The organism is Sporosarcina cascadiensis (genome assembly GCF_009650995.1).
Lineage (GTDB): Bacteria > Bacillota > Bacilli > Bacillales_A > Planococcaceae > Sporosarcina > Sporosarcina cascadiensis.
On the sequence record NZ_WHVV01000006.1, the window covers coordinates 185,790 to 203,580 of the forward strand.

A 17,791-nucleotide genomic window follows, 5' to 3' on the forward strand; every position below is an offset into this window, starting at 1 on the left:
TTACCTTTATAGTTTATGTCATGGTCCTCTCATACGTTACGTGTACTATTACCTGATCTGACGAAGTGTGATGGATGGAATAGAGGGTAAATCAGTAATGAATAGAAATTTTTCAAATGCGTGAATGGAGGAGAGAGAAGATGGTGAAAGAATATGATTTACTGGTAGTCGGAACAGGGACGGCTGGCTCCATACCAGCAGCTAAATGCAGGGAAGCCGGCTGGAGTGTGGCGATTATAGACGACCGCCCGTTTGGCGGTACATGCTCGCAGCGGGGATGCGACCCGAAAAAAGTACTGGTCGGTGCAGCTGAAATAATGGATTGGAATAGACGTATGAACGGGAAAGGAATTCAAGGAGATTCGAAAATAGACTGGCCGGAACTGATGAATTTCAAACGTACCTTTACTGAATCGATTCCTGATGATACAGAGGAAAAGTTCAAGAAACTGGGAATAGATCGTTATCATGGGAAAGCCTATTTTGAAAGTGAGACGGAATTGAGAGTAGGTCCCGATATGCTGAAAGGTAAGAAAATCGTAATTGCTACCGGAGCAGAACCTGTGAAGATGGGATTTGACGGAGAAGAATATATGATGACTAGTGACGAATTCCTTGAACTTGATCAGCTGCCAAAACATATCGTTTTTGTAGGCGGCGGCTTTATTTCATTCGAATTTGCGCATATTGCAGCACGAGCTGGTTCAGATGTGCATATTCTCCATCGAAGTGATCAGGCATTGAAGCACTTTGATCAGGATTTGGTCGATCAACTGATTCACTATTCGAAAGAAGTGGGTGTGCATGTTCATTTGGAAGTCGGTGTGAACGGGATCGAGAAAGATGGAAGTTCCTATATCGTTAAAGGGGAGAAGGATGACAGGGAATCTCAGTGGCTTGCTGATTTAGTCGTCCACGGAGCAGGGCGCACGGCTGCGCTTGATATGAACCTTGAAAAAGGAAATGTAGAACGAGACAAACAAGGAGTTTGTGTAAATGAATATATGCAGAGCATAAGCAATCCGCATGTATATGCAGCAGGAGATGCGTCATCGACTGATGGGCCTCCTTTAACTCCTATCGCCGTAAAAGAAGCTCATGCTGTTGCCACCAATCTAGTCGATGGCAACCATGAAAAAGCTGAATATCCTGTCGTCCCTTCAGTCGTTTTCACCGTTCCCAAGCTGGCATCAGTCGGAATGAGTGAGCAAGAGGCGAAGAAGTCGGGGAAGAAAGTGGTTATTAATCATGACAATATGACAGAGTGGTTTACGTATAGACGTACAAATGAAGGAGTTGCTGCGTATAAGATAATTATCGATGAAGAGAATGATATCGTGCTCGGAGCCCATTTCTTGGGAGGGGAAGCAGATGAACTTATCAACTATTTCTCGATGGCAATTCGTTTTCAGCTGTCTCTTCAAGAGTTAAAAGAACTGCCATTTGCTTATCCCACTGCTGCATCGGATATTGGCTATATGGTCTGAACTTGCAGGCGCCAGAAAAAAGGCGCCTGTTTTTTGCTGTTGCTATTCCTTTGTCTTCAAACTCACTGTCGACCAAGCGAATGAAATTAACACAATGCTAAATGCAACCCACAGATTCAGCGTTTCATTATATTGGATAATCAAAGTTCCGGCTCCTGCCCCCAACATGAAAATAATAATAATAGAAGCTAGATGATAGCAATCATTTTTTGCATCGCGATTCTTATTAAATAGTGCTTGATAGAGATTATTCATTAGATTTTTTGTATTGCCCGTCATAATTCCGTTATTGATAGTCGTATGACGGAATTTTCGTAAAACGGTAAGTTCATAGCCTGCCAGCAGACCTAAAATCAGCAGCATAACAGATCCATTGAATACACCTTGGAAAACCGCCAGGATAAACAGCAAAATCGCTTGGATCAGTAAAAAATACATATACTTTTTCAAACCTTTATGTTTAGATCGCTCAATTACGGCTTCTCCAATGAAAGCCCCTATCGCGAAACCGGCGAATACCCATACATGACTCATAGCTTCCTTGAAGTCACCAGAAAACAACTTGGCGCTTAACGTGACTAAATTTCCTGTCTGAGCGCTTGCGAAAGAACCGTTATGTTGAAAAAAAGTATAAGCATCGATAAAGCCCATTAGAAAAGTGGCAATGGCAGTGAGCCCTGTACCGAGATATAGCGGATTCATTGGTTTAGGTGTCATGGCATTAAGCACTCCTTTTCGACTTTTGATTACAAAGGTCTTAGATCAATCTCCTATCTACCTCTTACCCTTCTGATGAGTTAGGAAACAGAATATTCTAGTTTTGTGTGCAGATAACAGGGTAATGAAAGATAGAGTGAGATACAATATTTGCGAATAATGGAAGACAACGAGAATAGGAGATTGCTCTTCACCGGATATCATTTTTCGCTGATGAAAAAGAAAGGAGAATTTATTAATGAATAATGAGAGTATGGAAAAAAGGCCAAATCCGCAGCCGATGAAAGATGATAAAGGAGGAAAAATTTGGGGTGCTGAAAATCCAGAGATTGCAAGACAGAATCCTGATATCCTAGTGCCTCCTGAGACAGACAGCGGAACGATGCCTAACTTGAAATTTCCTTATGCATTATCCCATATGAGAGTAGAGCATGGCGGCTGGTCGCGCGAAGTGACCATTCGGGAAATGCCGGCAGCCAAAACGATTGCCGGAGTAAATATGCATTTGGAACCTGGCGGAGTGCGAGAACTCCATTGGCATAAAGAAGCAGAGTGGTCATATATGATCAAAGGAAAAGCTCGTATTACCGCCATTTCACCGGATGGCAAGGAATTTGTCGATGATGTGGAAGAAGGAGATCTTTGGTATTTTCCCTCTGGCATCCCACATTCTATCAAAGGGCTGAGCGAAGGGGCGGAATTTATTTTAGCTTTTGATGACGGTGCATTTTCGGAGAATAGTACATTTTCGATAACAGATTGGTTTTCCAGTACGCCAAAAGATGTGCTGGCTGCAAATTTTGGCGTATCCGAAGAAGAGTTTGATCATATTCCTGACGGTGAATTGTATATGTATCAAGGAGCGGTGCCGGGTCCGATCGCTCAAGGCTTGCCTAAAGATACGAATGAATTTGTGGAACAGCCCTTCAGTTTTAAACTATTTGACGTGGAGCCAGTGAAAACTTCAGGAGGGGTTGTGCGTATTGCCGACTCAACTAACTTCCCCGTTTCAAAAACAGTGGCAGCTGCGTTGGTCGAACTCGAACCAGGCGGTATTAGGGAAATGCATTGGCATCCGAACGAAGATGAATGGCAATATTATTTGGAAGGTCAGGGACGCATGACAGTATTTGCTTCAGGAGGCAAATCAAGGACATACGATTTCCAAGGCGGCGACGTAGGGTATGTGCCATTTGCGATGGGACATTATGTTCAAAATACAGGCGACACCACGTTGAAATTCTTGGAAATGTTCCGCAGTGATCATTTCGCGGATGTTTCATTGAATCAGTGGATGTCACAAACACCACCGGAATTGCTGAAAGAACATTTACCGCTGAGCGATGAATTTATTCAGAATGCGCTGCATAAAGACAAACGTCCGAACGTGAAATTCAAATAATGAAATGTGCAAACCTCTGACGTAGTTTGGTCAGAGGTTTTTAGTGGCGATAAAATCGGCAGCTTGACGAAACGCGCCAAAGTGACGTCGTATCGCACCAAAGTCTGCACGAAACGAGCCAAAAAAGCCCGGCACCGCACCTTACTCATGCTGTGCCGCGCGAAACTGTATTCCAAACGAGCCATACCAGCCGCCGACCGCGCCATTCCCGATGTTCCAAGCGAGAACAGCAGCACAACAGACAGTCCCTCTTTTGCCAGGTAATAGGCTGTCAAAATACCCGAGATTCCGCCGCCAATCACTGCCACGTCAGCAGCTTCATCTTTTGCAAGCTTTAAATAACTCACAGCATGCGTGCTCGCTTTCCAATAAGACCGATTTTCAACTTGCAGATTATCCATGTGTTTTTTCCTCCTTACCTATTGATACTCTACTCTTTTCCTTCCTTTCTTCTAGAAAACTAAACATTTTCAGGAAAAGATCGGGTGATCTCTTATATGAGCAATTTACCTGAAATAAAAGAAAGTCATTTTAGTCCTAAATGACTAATCGTTAAAATAAGATATATTAGGAGGCAGGTATTTTGTTTGTTAATTTAGAAAAAATGAACTTTATTCCTTACTATTATAAATCTGCTTCTTTTGACGATAATGTACTTGGAAATAGAATAGATGGACGGTACGATTTCACGAATGAATTATGTAGGTAATCACTGCGTAACTCATTCGATTAAATGGAGGAAAGAGCAATGTCGATCGGTAAAAAACTTTATATGGGCTTTGGTATCATTCTGTTGATAGTCTTAGCATCTTCTGGCTGGAGTCATTATGAGCTGAGTAAAATAGAAAGCAGTTTTAATAAGATGATGAATGGCAGTGTAGCTCAAACGATGAAGGCCCAAGTAGTCAAAACAGAAATCGGGATGTCTGGAACTTACATCCGTTCATTCATTTTGCGAGGGAAAGAAGAAGATGCAACTTCTTTTATTGAACATAACGAAGTAGTTGAACGTTCTATCACAGATCTTCAGGCTTTGATGCCAGCGGACGGGTCAAAAGAGTTTATTGATGAACTTGCATTGTTATCAAAAGACTTTACGGATGCGGCAGTTCGGGTAATTGATTTAAAAAAAGCGGGACAGACTGGACAGGCAACGATTGTATTGGAAGAAACTATGCGGCCGTTGACTACTCAAATCCTTGACGCAATGGATCAGATGATCAATCTACAATATACAAGTCTGAAAGAAGAGATGAAGGAGACAGCTCAAACTTCAAATTCTGCTAAGCTTGGATTAATCCTGGTAAGCACGATTGTATTGCTGGCAGGGGCAGCGATTTCCGTTTACATTACACGCATGATTACCCGACCGCTGCGACGCGTTACGGATGCATCGGCAGTTATTGCCTCTGGTGATTTAACGGGACAGGATATCATTGTTGAAACGAAAGATGAGCTGCATGATTTATCTGAGTCATTTAACCGAATGAGGCATAATCTTCGGACAGTAATAGGGGATGTTTATGCGAATGCGCACCATTTGACTGCCTCTGCTGAAGAGCTTTCGGCAAGTACGAATGAAGTGTCGGATTCTTCTGAAGAAGTTTCGCGTGCTGTGGAAACTATCTCTACAGGAGCCCAAGTGTCATCAGTTTCCGCTCGTGAAAGTTCCCTTGCAATGGAAGAAACCGCTAAAGGCGTGCAGCGAATCGCAGAATCTACGGTTAATTTGCATGACAGTGCGGAGGACGCGATGAAGCTAGGCAGCGAAAGTGAAAAAACGATGCAGTCTGCAAAGAATCAGATGGCGCTCATCCACAGTTCTTCTTCCAAAACGAATGAAATGATTAAGCGGCTGAGCCGGCAATCTGCAGAAATCGAGAAAATCACGAATGTCATTACGGGCATTACAGAACAGACCAATTTATTGGCATTGAATGCGGCAATCGAAGCAGCGCGTGCCGGAGAACATGGAAAAGGGTTTGCGGTAGTGGCAGACGAGGTTCGTAAGCTTGCCGAGGAATCAAAAAAATCTGCAAGTCAGATCGTCGGATTAACATCGGCTATACAGAAAGATACACAGGAGGTAGAAGTATCCGTACAAGAAAGTCTGGGCAATGCATCTCAAGGCGTAGAGGTAATCGATGATGCAGAACGGGCTTTCCAGACGATTGTCATGGCAATTCGGAAAATGAATGAGGAGATTGAAGAGATTTCAGCAGCGACAGAAGAAATTTCCGCGAGTGCAGAAGAAGTATCTGCTTCTGTATCAGACATCGCCTTACGTTCTGTTTCTGCATCAGAACAAACAGAGCAGACGTCAGCGGCAATGGAAGAACAAATGGCAACTGTGCAGGAAATAAATGCGGTAGCGAATGATCTCAGCAAAAAAGCAATTGATTTGCAAGAAATGATTCAACAGTTCAGAATATAATGGAGAGGCAGGTATCCCGTTACAGAGGGGTACCTGTTTTAAATTAAGGAGAGGTACAAATGAATATTAAACGTGCATTGACAATCGCCGGTTCTGCTGCCCGCGGAGGAGCAGGCATCCAGGCAGACCTGAAGACATTTCAAGAGTTTGATGTTTTTGGAACTACGGCGGTGACTGCTATTGTGGCGAGAAATCCCAGGACAGGCCAAGGAATTTTCCCTCTGGGCTGGGATGCGATTGAAGCTCAGCTGGTAACTATTGAAGAAGACATAGGCGCTGATGCCCTGAAGACCGGAATGCTGTTTACAAAAGAGATCATTGACCATGTGGCTGTATGGATAGGGAATTCGGAGATAGAGAATATAGTAGTGGATCCTGTGATGATCGGCAAGATGGGTTCTGCTTTATTGAAGGAAGATGCCATGGAATCGATGAAGAACCTTTTAATCCCGCTAGCCACAATCATTACACCCAATATGCCGGAAGCCTCTTATTTGCTGGATGGAATGGAACTGAATTCTGTTGAAGACCTAAAAGAGGCAGCGTGCAGACTGAAAAAGTTAGGTCCTGAATATGTATTGGTTAAAGGCGGACGGCTGGAAGGTCCGGCAGTAGATGTACTGTATGATGGAATGAAGTATTATTTGCTTGCTGCTCCGCGCATCGATACGATTCATACAAATGGTGCGGGGTGCAGTTACTCGGCTGCAATTGCAGCCGGCCTGGCTAAAGGAGAGTCTGTTTTGGAGGCAGTGATGGAGGCGAAGAAGTTCATCACGGCGGGGATCCGGCATTCATTGACATGTAAAGCGGGTGTCGGACCGACTTATCATGCGGCTTACGGCAAATATGATGAGACCGGCGTGACAGTAACAGAAGAATGATAGTCGGCACCATTTTCCTGATATGGGGCAGATGGTGCTTTTATATTTACACTGAAACAAAAGATTTTACTTAAAGAAAGTAAATTGATAAGCTTACAAATAGTAAGTTTGCTGAAGATCATTAGTTCTTAAGAAAACTGGTCTTGCAAAAGTTAGTCCAATAAAAATAATTCAAATAAAATCGAGCCATTTTTATGAAATGGCTGCTGTCATGAGGAGTGAAGGAAATGATTAGGGAACAAGCAAAGAAATACAACGGCATCCCTCTGTCCATTTTGGATCTGGCGATGATCAATGAAGGCAGTGATGCAGGTCAATCATTTAAACATAGTGCAGATCTTGCCCGGCATGCAGAGGATTGGGGTTATAACCGCTATTGGCTGGCAGAGCATCATAATATGCCGGGGGTTGCCAGTTCAGCAACATCCGTAATCATCGGACATGTAGCGGGAGCAACGAAGGAGATTCGTGTAGGATCAGGCGGTATCATGCTGCCAAACCACGCACCGCTCGTTATCGCTGAACAGTTCGGTACACTGGATGCAATGTATCCGGGACGAATTGATCTTGGATTGGGTCGTGCACCGGGCAGTGACCAGGCGACAGCTTACGCACTGCGCCGCACGTTACAGAGCAACGGGGAAGATTTTCCTCAGCAGCTGGAAGAACTGCGTACTTATTTTGCAGGAAATCCAACCGATCGCGTAAGAGCATTCCCGGGTGCCGGCCAGAATATTCCAATCTGGCTCCTTGGTTCCAGCGGTTTCAGTGCACAGCTTTCCGCACAGCTGGGTCTGCCATTTTCATTCGCCAGTCATTTTGCGCCGGCTTATATGATGCAGGCTCTTCAGCTGTATCACCAAAATTTCCGTCCTTCAAAAGATTTGCAACAACCGCATGCCATGATGGGAATTAATTTGATTGCGGCTGAGACTGACGAAAAAGCCGCATATTTGGCAACATCGATGCAGCAGCAGTTCCTGAATATCCGTCAAAATAAAATGGCTCAGTTCTCACCGCCGATTGAAAATATTGATGCGGTATGGTCTCAGTATGAACAAGCGGCTGTCGCGCAGCAAAGTGAAGCGCCGTCTGTCATTATCGGCGGTCCGGATACTGTGAAACGCAAACTGGAGGAGTTTGTCGAGATGACAAAAGCTGATGAATTAATCATCAGTTCCGGCATCTTCAATCATGAAGATCGTCTTCGTTCGTATGAAATTGTCAGTAATCTAATGAAATAAAAAAACGCATCTGCCAAATTTGCGCAGATGCGTTTTCCTTTTATTGTGCGTCTATTTCTTGTGTCAGCTGTTCAATCTGATCAATCAGACTGCCAATATAGGCAATTGTGTCGCGTAAAGGTTTGTCAGTCGTAATATCAATACCGGCCATTTTTGCTAATTCAGCGGGCTTTTTGGAACCGCCTGCTTTTAAGACATTCAGCCATTCTTTTACGGCCGGCTCCCCTTCATTTAACACGCGCTTGGCCATTTCGGTTGAAATCGTTAAACCAGCACTGTATGTGTAAGGATAGAGACCCATGTAATAATGCGGCTGGCGCATCCATGTCAGTTCTGCCCCTTCATTGAGCGTAACCGTGTCACCCCAGAACTTCTCCAGCACATTGCGTTTCAGCTGATTCAAAATCGTTGCATTGACATTACCTCCCGTGTCCACGAGCTCATAAACATCACGCTGGAAAGCCGCCTCCAATAAATGTGTCACGAAGTTATGGTAATACGTCCGAGAAACGATGGATGCCAGCACCCACCGTTTGAATTTAGGATCATCTGAATTTTTCAGCAGATGGTTGGCCATCAGCATTTCATTCATTGTAGAAGGAGCTTCAATGAAATAGAGTGACGACTCGGAATTAAATAAATTCTGCTCACGGTTGGCATGATAGAAGTGTCCTGCGTGACCCAGTTCGTGAGCCAGTACAAACACGTCTTCCATACTGCCCGTCCATGAAATCAAAATGAACGAATCACAGCCGTACGGACTCGCACAAAATGCACCGGTGGATTTTCCTTCGTTCTGCGCGAAATCAATCCAGCGGTCTGAGTAGGCGCGGTTCACCATATCAAGATATTCTTCTCCCATCACCGCGAGCGCATCATTCATATACTGCTTGGATTCTTCCACTGTAATCGATGGTTCATACAGAGGATCTACCGGCATTTTCAAATCTGCAAACGTCATTTCTTCAAGACTATATATCTTCTGAAGAAGTTTCGCATATCTGCGCATATGAGGAGCCAGTTCTTCCGTGATCACATCGATTTGACGGTTATACATCGCCCGGTCTGCATCTTGATTCATTAATAAATAATCAATAACAGAATCGTGGCCCCGTAGATCAGCTGTCGTTTTCTCTATCTGCACATGCATGTCGTACGTTTTAGCGGTCGTATGCTGATACTCGCGTAATTTGCTGGAGAACGCCTGAAAAGCGGCACGCCTCTTTGCCGTATCAGGCTCTGATTCCCATACTCCTTCAAATGAAACATAGCTGAGGGGGTACTCATTTCCGTTGGCTGTGAAATTCGGGAAATGAATATCCGCCATCTTGGTTGTGTTATATAAAGCGTACGGTGCCTGGAATGCAGACGAGAAAGCAGCCAGTGTCTTTTCCACTTCGGGATGCAGCTGATGCGGTTTTTCTTGTATAATTTTCTTGAATAATACGGCATATTCCGCTGACTGTTCGCTTGCCTGCTGCAGTGTTTCCACCGGCAGGCCGGACAGTTCACTCATGACGAACGAAGTCTGACTGCCGATTTTCGCAGCAATTGAACTAAATTTGCTTTCCCGCATCTGTGCATCGTCATTCATTAAATCCACACTGGCAGCCAATTCAGCATAGCTGCCGATTTTGACCAATTTTTCTTGCAGACTTCGATAGGCGTCCAGCGCACTGACTGCTGTAGAAATGTCCGTAATCGTTCCTTTATAGTTCTTTGCAATTGCATCCGCTTCTGTTTCCGCTTCTTTCACTGCCAGCTCATAGGCAGGTTCATCTTTAAATAATGATTGCAGATTCCATGTTTCCTGCTCGTTTACTTGCGCGCGTTCAGGTAAGCTTTTCACCAAAAAGACCACTCCCACAGTTCGATTATTCGGTTGCCGAATTAATAAATAGTATAATACAGAAGCGGCCTGCAGTACAAAATTATGGTTTATTAGTCAAAATGAATTCCATTAGCCAATCGACTTGAAGCGGTCCATTGACGACCTCATAGTACAGTTGGTCGTTATGGATAAGAATGCCTTCTTCAATTAAAATCGTCATGCGGTTTCCGGCATCATCATGCAGATCAATCGTAAAATGCGGCTGGTCATCAAATAACTGCAGAGTATCAGGATCGATCCGCTCATAATCATATGCTTCTAAAAACTGCAGCAGCCTGTCGATCTCATGCGTTTGATCAACTTTCCATGTAACCGGCGGCTGATCATGCAGTCCCGGCTGGCGAATTGTAATGGAAGAAAAAGCACTTCCGTCTGTTTCGGAGTTAAGCAAATCCATCGGGTGGATGTTAGATTCGTTGACGGTTTGAATCATTACATAGAAGCCGGCTGCCACCAATATCGTCAGTAAAGCAGCGCGAATTTTCATGGGGAATACCTCCTTTTGCATATTCTGTGTTTCGTCATAGTATATGAATGCATGTGCCCCAATACGCACGGCTTTCTAGTGAAAAGAGGAAGATTCCTTTGTTCTGCTCGATATTTCAATTTTCGAAATGTATAATAGAGATAATTCAGTGAAAGGGAGGGCTTTTAATGAAAGAGATGGTAACATACGCAATTCAGGATAAATATCCGGATGATTTTTCGTGGTGCTATGGATGCGGACGTTTAAATGAAGAAGGAAATCAATTTCGGACTGGCTGGGAAGGGGAACAAACAGTGACCTATACACTGCCCGCTGAAAAGTATACAGCGATTCCGGGATTTGTATATGGCGGGTTTCTCGCTTCCTTCATGGATTGTCACGGTACCGGTTCCTGTGCATTGGCGCTGCATCGTAAAAATGGCCATGAGCCCGAGGATGAAGCAGTTCCGCCAAGGTTTGTTACGGCATCTCTTCAGATTACATACAGCAAACCGACTCCGCAGGGACAACTGTTAAAAGCCGTCGGACGCGTCACAGAAATTCATCCGAAGAAGTGGAAAGTGGATGTAGAAATATATGCAGGCGAGGAATTATGTGCGGCCGGTGAAGTGGTTGGGGTTGTCATGCCTGCCACTTTCACCGGAAATTGATAAGTAGATAAGGTGTGAATAATCTTTATGAAAAACTCTCAAACGTCTGCGGCGGCTGACAATCCGGTATTCCCGATTATGATTGCAATCGGGATCTGTCATTTATTTAATGACACGCTGCAGGCAGTCATCCCGGCAATGCTGCCTATCCTAAAGGAAGCGCATGATTTTTCCTTTAGACAATTAGGATTCATTGCATTTGCATTAAATATTGTGGCTTGTTTACTGCAGCCTGTGATCGGTTATTTCAGTGACCGCAAGCCTAAACCATTCGCTTTGCCTATCGGTATGACATTTTCATTGGTTGGCATGGCGGGACTCGCGTTAGCACCGAATTATTGGCTGATTATTATTTCTGTGATGCTGCTTGGATTCGGTTCCGCCGTATTCCATCCTGAAGGTTCCCGAGTGTCATTTTTAGCAGCAGGGAATAAACGTGGTCTGTCGCAGTCTATTTATCAAGTAGGCGGAAATTCCGGACAGGCATTGGCACCGCTCATCAGTGCTTTTGTACTTGTGCCTCTCGGACAAATCGGTGCCGCTGTCTTCGTATTAGTCGCTGCAGCAGGAATCGCGCTCTTAACCCGAATTTCCTTATGGTATAAAAGACAGCTCGATGAGGAGCGTTCAGGCAAGAGAAAGAAAGTTTTGTTGACGACGATGGAAAACCTGACAAAGAATCAAGTGGTAACAGCACTCATTCTATTAATGGTCATTATTTTTGCCCGTTCATTCTATGTCACGAATATTACCAGCTTTTATATCTTTCATTTGATGGAGAATTACGACCTTTCGATTAAACACGGCCAGTTGTATATTTTCTTATTCCTGGCATTAGGCGCCGCCGGTACATTCTTTGGGGGACCCATGGCGGATAAAATCGGTCGCAAGAAAGTCATCGTGCTGTCATTGATTGTGCCGCTTCCGCTTTGTCTGCTGCTGCCGTACGCTCCGTTATGGGCAATCATTTTGCTGCTGCTTGTCATTGGATTTTTCATCATGCTCAGTTTCTCTGTCACCGTTATTTACGCTCAGGAACTGGTGCCGTCGAAAATTGGCACGATGGCGGGGTTAACTGTAGGCCTGGCGTTCGGCATGGGAGCTGTCGGCGCAGTTGCCATCGGTTCGTTAATGGATGAAATCGGTGTCTATCAAACGATGATTATCACTTCATTCCTGCCGTTTATCGGCCTTGTCGGTCTGGCACTGCCGCGTGATCAGCAAATTAAATCATCTACTTAAACTTATAAAGCTGATTGATTAACCAGGAATTATATGATGGACTTTGCTATACTGTTTTCATTACTGAAAAAGAAGGTGTGCGGCATGAAAGTTGTAAATAGTGTGGCAGAATTAATAGGAGACACGCCGTTAGTGAAAGTCCGAACGCTCGGCGATCCGAACGGGGCGGCAGTCTATGTGAAACTGGAATATTTCAATCCGAGCCGCAGTGTCAAAGACCGGGCTGCCTATCAAATGCTTGCAGAAGCGGAGAAAAGCGGCGAACTGAAACCCGGCGCGACAATTATAGAGCCCACATCAGGTAATACAGGCATTGGACTCGCAATGAACGCGGCAGCCAAAGGCTATCCTGCGATTTTCGTTATGCCGGACAATTCAACGATTGAGCGGATCCGACTGATGAGAGCATATGGTGCAGAAGTGGTATTAACGCCAAGTAAGGAGCGCATGCCGGGTGCCATCGCTAAAGCAAATGAAATCGCAGCTTCAATTGATAATAGTTTTATCCCGATGCAGTTTGAAAATGAAGCGAATCCCGACAGTCACCGGCATACGACAGCTGTAGAAATTATTGAATCAATCCAATCCATTCATCGTAAACTGACAGCATTCGTCTGTACATCAGGGACAGGAGGAACAGTGACGGGAACCGGGGAATCGCTGAGACAGCATGATCCCGATATTACTGTTCATGTTGTAGAGCCTGCAGGATCGCCTGTATTATCCGGCGGACAGCCGGGTAAGCATAAACTTGTCGGCACCAGTCCCGGCTTTATCCCTCCTGTTCTGAATACAGATGTTTATGATGAAATCTTCCGGATTGAAGACGACGAAGCGTATCAAACGGTTAGGGATTTTGCGAGACAGGAAGGTGTGCTTCTCGGCCCGTCCGGAGGTGCTTCTCTTTTTGCAGCCTTACAGGTAGCCAAGCGTTTAACCACAGAAGATACAGTTGTCTGTATCGCGCCTGATTCGGGCGAACGTTATTTATCCAGCGATTTATTCACCTGATAAAATATTTATTTACGAACCTCTCCTGCACTGCGGGAGAGGTTTTTTGGGTTATAAAAAAGAATATTAAAAATAGTGTTGACAAAACCTATCTGAATGGTAGATTATATACATATGTTAAACAAATAGAATTAGTAGGAATTAAGAAAGCACAAAACGAGGACTGGGGGAGTTGGCATGTACTTATCAATTAATGGGATCGAAAAGAGCTTTCCCCATAAAGAAAAAGGGACTGTAAAGGTACTCGACAATATCAATCTAGAAGTTGAAAAAGGACAATTCGTTTCGATCGTCGGCCCTTCAGGCTGCGGCAAATCGACGATGCTCTACTTAATTGCCGGGCTGGAAAAAGCGGATAGCGGGTCGATTCAAATTAATGGAAACGAAGTGAAAGGTTCTGGATCAGATCGTGTCGTCGTGTTTCAGGAAGCCGGGTTGTTTCCGTGGCTTACTGTTCTGGATAATGTCACGTATGGCCTGCTGCTGAAAAAGATGCCCAAGAAGGAAGCGGAGGAGAAAGCAATCGAGATGCTGAAAATGGTGCACTTGGGGAATTACGTTAATGCCTATCCGCATCAGCTGTCAGGCGGCATGAAACAGCGGGTTTCGATTGCAAGGGCGTTAGTGATGGAGCCGGATATTTTATTGATGGATGAACCTTTTGCAGCGCTGGATGAACAGACGCGGATGGTCTTGCATAAAGAACTGCTGGATATCTGGAGAAAAACGAAAGTGACAATTTTCTTTATTACACATAATATCCGGGAAGCTGTGCTGCTGTCGCAGAAGATTGTAGTCTTTGCTACACGGCCGGGAAAAATAAAGGCAGTTTTCACTTCAAAAGATTCAAAAGACGGTGTGATGCCAAGCGATGTGACGCTGCAGCTGGAGAAACAGATTCTGGCAGAGCTGCAGGATGAAATAGAGAAGGTGCTGAAGGAGGAGATGGGTGATGACTACAGCTTTAAGACGAATAGTGTTTCTCGGGATACTAGTGGCGATATGGGAAATCACATCTAGACTGTCGGAATTGCCCGATTTCATGTTTCCGAGCTTCACACAAGTGATGACGACATTAGTATCGGGGCTCATCTCCGGTCAAATTTTGATCGCAATCGGCGCAAGCCTTACGCGGCTGCTTATCGGATTTACCATTGCATCGATACTCGGCCTTATACTTGGTTATTTAATTTGGCGCTATAAACTGGTGGAAGATACACTCGGTTTTCTCGTAACAGCATTGCAGTCGATTCCTAGTATTGTCTGGTTTCCACTGGCAATCATTTGGTTTGGCCTGAACGATTTCGCTATTTTATTCATTGTGACACTGGGTGCAACCTGGACGATGATCGTCAACGCGACAAGCGGATTCAAAAATGTACCGCTGCTGTATCAGCAAGTTGCTAAATCTCTTGGTTCAGGAGGGTTTCACTTTTTGAGGACTGTGATTCTTCCTGCATCTGTTCCGCAGCTGATTTCTGGTCTGCGCATTGCCTGGGCTTTCTCGTGGCGGGCTCTCATGGCGGGGGAATTGCTCGGTGCCGGAGTTGGACTCGGGCAGCTTTTGGAAGCAGGCCGTGCGCTCGGCCAGATGGATTTAGTCATTTCGGTAATGATCATTATCGGTGTGATCGGAACGATTATGGATAATGTTTTATTCCTGCGGCTGGAACGGAATGTGGAACGTAAATGGGGAATTAGGGCATAACGCGCTCATGAGGAAAAGGGGAGAAGAAGATGAACAGAAAAGTAACGGGTGTATTATTATCAGTGCTGGCAATTGTGGGGATTTTATCAGGCTGCGGCAAGAAAGATGCAGCTGAATCAGATAAAAATGAAGTGAAGATCGGTTATTTCCCAAATCTAACGCATATTGCAACCATTATCGGGCTGGAAAATAACTACTTCGCTGAAGAGTTTGGAGAGGATGTCAAGATTTCCACGAAGACAGTCAGCAACGGCGGGTTATTCATGGAAGCGATGGCTACGAATTCAATCGATATCGGAACGGTCGGACCGGGTCCGGTGATCAACTACTTTGTTAAGGATCCGAAATACCATATCGTTTCCGGTGCAGTAAATGGCGGTGCGGTATTGGTATCAGCGGGCCACAGCGATATTAATGAGCTGGCGGACTTAGACGGTAAACAAGTAGCAATTCCCGTTATCGGAAGCACGCAAGACGTAATGTTGCGTAAAGCGTTGAAAGATGTGAACCTGAAGGCAAAAGCGAACGGCGGTACGGTAGACTTCTTCGCAGCGGCGCCGGCAGATACAGCGACATTGTTCATTCAGAAATCAGTGGACGCAGCAGCGACACAAGAACCATGGGGCTATATTCTGCAGAATCAGGCAGACGGTAAACTACTGCTGGACTGGGAAGACTTTGCATGGGGCAAGGAATCCACAAATACAGTAGTTGCGACAAGTGATCAATTCCTGCAGCATGATGAGTTAGTGAAAGCCTATTTAACAGCGCATGCAAGAGCAGTACAATTCGTGCGTGATGAGCCGGAAGAAGCACAGGCTCTTGTCGTCAAGCATATTAAGGGATTGACAGGCAAAGAGCTGGGGAAAGAAGAACTCGAAGCTGCATTCAGCAGAATAGAAGTCACAACAGAAGTGAATGAAGACGTTCTGCAGGAAATGGCAGACATCAGTCTGGAAGCAGATTACATCAAGACGAATGAAATCGACGGTCTAATTGATCTTCAAGTTATCAAAGCAATCACATCTAAATAAACAGCGGCGGGTATCCAAACTTGGATGCCTGTTTTTTATTTCGTAAACGTTTTGTCAATCTTGCTGAAAAGATTTTGTGCTACTATAAGAATAGAACGTAATTTCGCTATTATGAAAGGATGAGTGTCTATGCTGGCTGATTTACTGAAGGAATCAAAGCACACAATCGTTTACACAGGAGCGGGAATGTCTACTGAAAGCGGGCTGCCTGATTTTCGATCTGCCAAGACTGGTATGTGGGAAATGGAAGATCCTGCGAAGGTGGCGAGTGTTGATGCGCTCAATCAGCAATTCGAACAATTTTTTCAGTTCTATAAACAGCGCGTGCTGGCAGCCAAGGAAGCGGGTCCGCATGAAGGGCATCGAATTCTTTCCAAATGGGAAGAACAAGGATTGATTTCCGGCATCATTACGCAAAATGTTGATGGATTCCATACAATGGCGGGATCGGAAAATGTCATGGAACTGCACGGCACGCTTCGTGAAGTTCATTGCGAAAGCTGCGGAAAAGTATATGGCAATGAACGCTATGAACAAGATGAATTCTATTGTGAATGCGGCGGGAAACTGCGTCCGTCTGTCGTTTTATTTGGTGAAATGCTGCCGGAAGAAGCTTTTCTGCAATCCGTTTTTGAAAGTGAAAAGGCCGACCTGTTTATCGTGCTTGGTTCATCCTTGACTGTATCACCAGCCAACCAGTTTCCAATGCTGGCAAAAGAAAATGGAGCTAAGCTTGTCATAATCAATATGGAACCGACTTCCATGGATTACCTGGCAGATCTCGTTATCAATGAACGCAAGATCGGTGAAGTTTTACGCGAAGCAGACCGGGAACTTTCGTAATCATCATTAAAGTTTAGAAAGCTGTACCAAGAGAGGAGAATCTATTTGAAATTATTCCATACAGCAGACTGGCATCTTGGGAAACTAGTCCAAGGTGTCTATATGACAGAAGACCAGCGCTATATTCTAAGCGCTTTAATTGAAGAAATAAAGATAGAACAGCCGGATACGGTGATTATTGCGGGCGATCTGTATGACCGGGCAATCCCGCCGACTGAAGCAGTAAATTTGCTCAATGACATACTGCAGGAAATCGTCATTGATCTGCAAATTCCTGTTATTGCGATTGCAGGAAATCATGATAGTCCAAGCCGGCTTCATTTCGGCAGCACGTTCATGAAAGAACAGGGGCTGCATATTACAGGTGAGCTGTCAGCAGAATTGCCGCCTGTCATTTTACAAGATGAATTCGGTGAAGTTCATTTCCATCTGATTCCTTATGCTGACCCTTCCAAAGTGCGTCACTTATTCCAGGACGATGACATCTCGAGCCATCAGCAGGCGATGGAAAAAATTATTGGGCAAGTAAAGGAAACGATGGATGAAGATGCCAGGCATGTCTTTGTCGGGCATGCTTTCATCACACCGCACGGAGAAAAAGAAGAGAACACAAGCGATGCAGAAAGACCGCTGTCGATCGGCGGTGCAGAATACGTATCCTCCGACCTCTTTGCGCCGTTTCATTATACTGCTCTCGGCCACTTACATAGAGCGCACTGGGTCGGATCTGAAACAATCCGCTATTCGGGATCTCCTT

Annotated in this window: 17 protein-coding genes; 13 read left to right on the plus strand and 4 right to left on the minus strand. The window is 44.8% G+C overall.

Features of this window, described 5'->3' with window-relative positions; translation table 11 throughout:
* The first annotated feature begins 140 nt into the window (after window positions 1-140).
* Complete coding sequence (locus GDZ68_RS08850) at window positions 141-1,487, plus strand: dihydrolipoyl dehydrogenase family protein (RefSeq protein ID WP_153721915.1); 1,347 nt, start codon at window positions 141-143, stop codon at window positions 1,485-1,487.
* Between the two features lie 42 nt (window positions 1,488-1,529).
* On the opposite strand, the gene GDZ68_RS08855 is transcribed toward GDZ68_RS08850, so the two are convergent.
* Entirely contained in the window at window positions 1,530-2,204 is a 675-nt protein-coding gene (locus tag GDZ68_RS08855) for a YoaK family protein (RefSeq protein WP_153721916.1), read from the minus strand.
* Window positions 2,205-2,457: 253 nt separating this feature from the next.
* On the opposite strand from GDZ68_RS08855, the gene GDZ68_RS08860 reads away from it, so the two are divergent.
* A complete protein-coding gene (locus tag GDZ68_RS08860; protein WP_153721944.1) occupies window positions 2,458-3,606 on the plus strand; it encodes an oxalate decarboxylase family bicupin in 1,149 nt (382 codons plus the stop codon).
* Here GDZ68_RS08860 and GDZ68_RS08865 read toward each other — a convergent pair.
* Window positions 3,558-4,007 (minus strand): FAD-dependent oxidoreductase, encoded by a 450-nt coding sequence (locus GDZ68_RS08865; RefSeq protein WP_153721917.1) that lies wholly within the window; start codon window positions 4,005-4,007, stop codon window positions 3,558-3,560. The two genes, GDZ68_RS08860 and GDZ68_RS08865, sit on opposite strands and share 49 nt — an antisense overlap.
* Window positions 4,008-4,354: 347 nt before the next feature.
* Between GDZ68_RS08865 and GDZ68_RS08870 the strand changes: the two genes are divergently transcribed.
* The 3 genes from GDZ68_RS08870 to GDZ68_RS08880 all read left to right on the plus strand — a co-directional run bounded on the left by GDZ68_RS08870 (window position 4,355) and on the right by GDZ68_RS08880 (window position 8,168).
* Window positions 4,355-6,040, plus strand: coding sequence for a methyl-accepting chemotaxis protein (locus GDZ68_RS08870; RefSeq protein ID WP_194841109.1), 1,686 nt, complete (start codon window positions 4,355-4,357; stop codon window positions 6,038-6,040).
* A 59-nt stretch (window positions 6,041-6,099) separates the two neighbouring features.
* A complete protein-coding gene (thiD, locus tag GDZ68_RS08875) occupies window positions 6,100-6,924 on the plus strand; it encodes a bifunctional hydroxymethylpyrimidine kinase/phosphomethylpyrimidine kinase (protein WP_153721919.1) in 825 nt (274 codons plus the stop codon).
* Between the two features lie 227 nt (window positions 6,925-7,151).
* A complete protein-coding gene (locus GDZ68_RS08880; protein ID WP_153721920.1) occupies window positions 7,152-8,168 on the plus strand; it encodes an LLM class flavin-dependent oxidoreductase in 1,017 nt (338 codons plus the stop codon).
* A gap of 40 nt (window positions 8,169-8,208) precedes the next feature.
* On the opposite strand, the gene pepF is transcribed toward GDZ68_RS08880, so the two are convergent.
* Window positions 8,209-10,020: an oligoendopeptidase F gene (gene pepF / locus GDZ68_RS08885; RefSeq protein ID WP_194841110.1), complete on the minus strand. Its 1,812-nt coding sequence runs from the start codon at window positions 10,018-10,020 to the stop codon at window positions 8,209-8,211.
* Between the two features lie 79 nt (window positions 10,021-10,099).
* Window positions 10,100-10,546, minus strand: a complete 447-nt coding sequence (locus GDZ68_RS08890; RefSeq protein WP_153721921.1) for a hypothetical protein — start codon at window positions 10,544-10,546, stop codon at window positions 10,100-10,102.
* Between the two features lie 167 nt (window positions 10,547-10,713).
* On the opposite strand from GDZ68_RS08890, the gene GDZ68_RS08895 reads away from it, so the two are divergent.
* From GDZ68_RS08895 to GDZ68_RS08930, 8 genes are all read left to right on the plus strand, one after another.
* Window positions 10,714-11,196 carry a PaaI family thioesterase gene (locus GDZ68_RS08895; protein WP_153721922.1) on the plus strand — a complete coding sequence of 161 codons (483 nt, stop codon included), beginning with the start codon at window positions 10,714-10,716 and terminating at the stop codon, window positions 11,194-11,196.
* A gap of 27 nt (window positions 11,197-11,223) precedes the next feature.
* A complete protein-coding gene (locus GDZ68_RS08900; protein ID WP_153721923.1) occupies window positions 11,224-12,438 on the plus strand; it encodes an MFS transporter in 1,215 nt (404 codons plus the stop codon).
* 84 nt (window positions 12,439-12,522) lie between these two features.
* Complete coding sequence (gene cysK / locus GDZ68_RS08905; RefSeq protein ID WP_153721924.1) at window positions 12,523-13,449, plus strand: cysteine synthase A; 927 nt, start codon at window positions 12,523-12,525, stop codon at window positions 13,447-13,449.
* Window positions 13,450-13,626: 177 nt separating this feature from the next.
* The gene (locus tag GDZ68_RS08910; RefSeq protein ID WP_153721925.1) at window positions 13,627-14,469 is read left to right on the plus strand and encodes an ABC transporter ATP-binding protein; all 843 of its coding nucleotides are present in this window, start codon (window positions 13,627-13,629) and stop codon (window positions 14,467-14,469) included.
* Window positions 14,402-15,157 carry an ABC transporter permease gene (locus GDZ68_RS08915; RefSeq protein WP_153721926.1) on the plus strand — a complete coding sequence of 252 codons (756 nt, stop codon included), beginning with the start codon at window positions 14,402-14,404 and terminating at the stop codon, window positions 15,155-15,157. The genes GDZ68_RS08910 and GDZ68_RS08915 overlap by 68 nt, the downstream gene beginning before the upstream one ends.
* A 29-nt stretch (window positions 15,158-15,186) precedes the next feature.
* Window positions 15,187-16,191 carry an aliphatic sulfonate ABC transporter substrate-binding protein gene (locus tag GDZ68_RS08920; protein ID WP_153721927.1) on the plus strand — a complete coding sequence of 335 codons (1,005 nt, stop codon included), beginning with the start codon at window positions 15,187-15,189 and terminating at the stop codon, window positions 16,189-16,191.
* 129 nt (window positions 16,192-16,320) lie between these two features.
* Window positions 16,321-17,034, plus strand: coding sequence for an NAD-dependent deacylase (locus GDZ68_RS08925; RefSeq protein WP_153721928.1), 714 nt, complete (start codon window positions 16,321-16,323; stop codon window positions 17,032-17,034).
* Window positions 17,035-17,079: 45 nt separating this feature from the next.
* Window positions 17,080-17,791 (plus strand): metallophosphoesterase family protein (locus GDZ68_RS08930; RefSeq protein ID WP_153721929.1); only part of this gene is annotated, 712 nt, incomplete at its 3' end.

What these genes read in the sequence shown, in the direction of transcription:
- GDZ68_RS08880 (WP_153721920.1), top strand. Translation starts at nt 7,152, where the DNA reads ATGATTAGGGAACAAGCAAAGAAATACAACGGCATCCCTCTGTCCATT.
- GDZ68_RS08910 (WP_153721925.1), top strand. Translation starts at nt 13,627, where the DNA reads ATGTACTTATCAATTAATGGGATCGAAAAGAGCTTTCCCCATAAAGAA.
- GDZ68_RS08860 (WP_153721944.1), top strand. Translation starts at nt 2,458, where the DNA reads ATGGAAAAAAGGCCAAATCCGCAGCCGATGAAAGATGATAAAGGAGGA.
- GDZ68_RS08895 (WP_153721922.1), top strand. Translation starts at nt 10,714, where the DNA reads ATGAAAGAGATGGTAACATACGCAATTCAGGATAAATATCCGGATGAT.
- GDZ68_RS08855 (WP_153721916.1), bottom strand. Translation starts at nt 2,204, where the DNA reads ATGACACCTAAACCAATGAATCCGCTATATCTCGGTACAGGGCTCACT.
- cysK (WP_153721924.1), top strand. Translation starts at nt 12,523, where the DNA reads ATGAAAGTTGTAAATAGTGTGGCAGAATTAATAGGAGACACGCCGTTA.
- GDZ68_RS08850 (WP_153721915.1), top strand. Translation starts at nt 141, where the DNA reads ATGGTGAAAGAATATGATTTACTGGTAGTCGGAACAGGGACGGCTGGC.
- GDZ68_RS08865 (WP_153721917.1), bottom strand. Translation starts at nt 4,007, where the DNA reads ATGGATAATCTGCAAGTTGAAAATCGGTCTTATTGGAAAGCGAGCACG.
- GDZ68_RS08920 (WP_153721927.1), top strand. Translation starts at nt 15,187, where the DNA reads ATGAACAGAAAAGTAACGGGTGTATTATTATCAGTGCTGGCAATTGTG.
- GDZ68_RS08925 (WP_153721928.1), top strand. Translation starts at nt 16,321, where the DNA reads ATGCTGGCTGATTTACTGAAGGAATCAAAGCACACAATCGTTTACACA.
- GDZ68_RS08890 (WP_153721921.1), bottom strand. Translation starts at nt 10,546, where the DNA reads ATGAAAATTCGCGCTGCTTTACTGACGATATTGGTGGCAGCCGGCTTC.
- GDZ68_RS08900 (WP_153721923.1), top strand. Translation starts at nt 11,224, where the DNA reads ATGAAAAACTCTCAAACGTCTGCGGCGGCTGACAATCCGGTATTCCCG.
- thiD (WP_153721919.1), top strand. Translation starts at nt 6,100, where the DNA reads ATGAATATTAAACGTGCATTGACAATCGCCGGTTCTGCTGCCCGCGGA.
- GDZ68_RS08915 (WP_153721926.1), top strand. Translation starts at nt 14,402, where the DNA reads ATGACTACAGCTTTAAGACGAATAGTGTTTCTCGGGATACTAGTGGCG.
- GDZ68_RS08870 (WP_194841109.1), top strand. Translation starts at nt 4,355, where the DNA reads ATGTCGATCGGTAAAAAACTTTATATGGGCTTTGGTATCATTCTGTTG.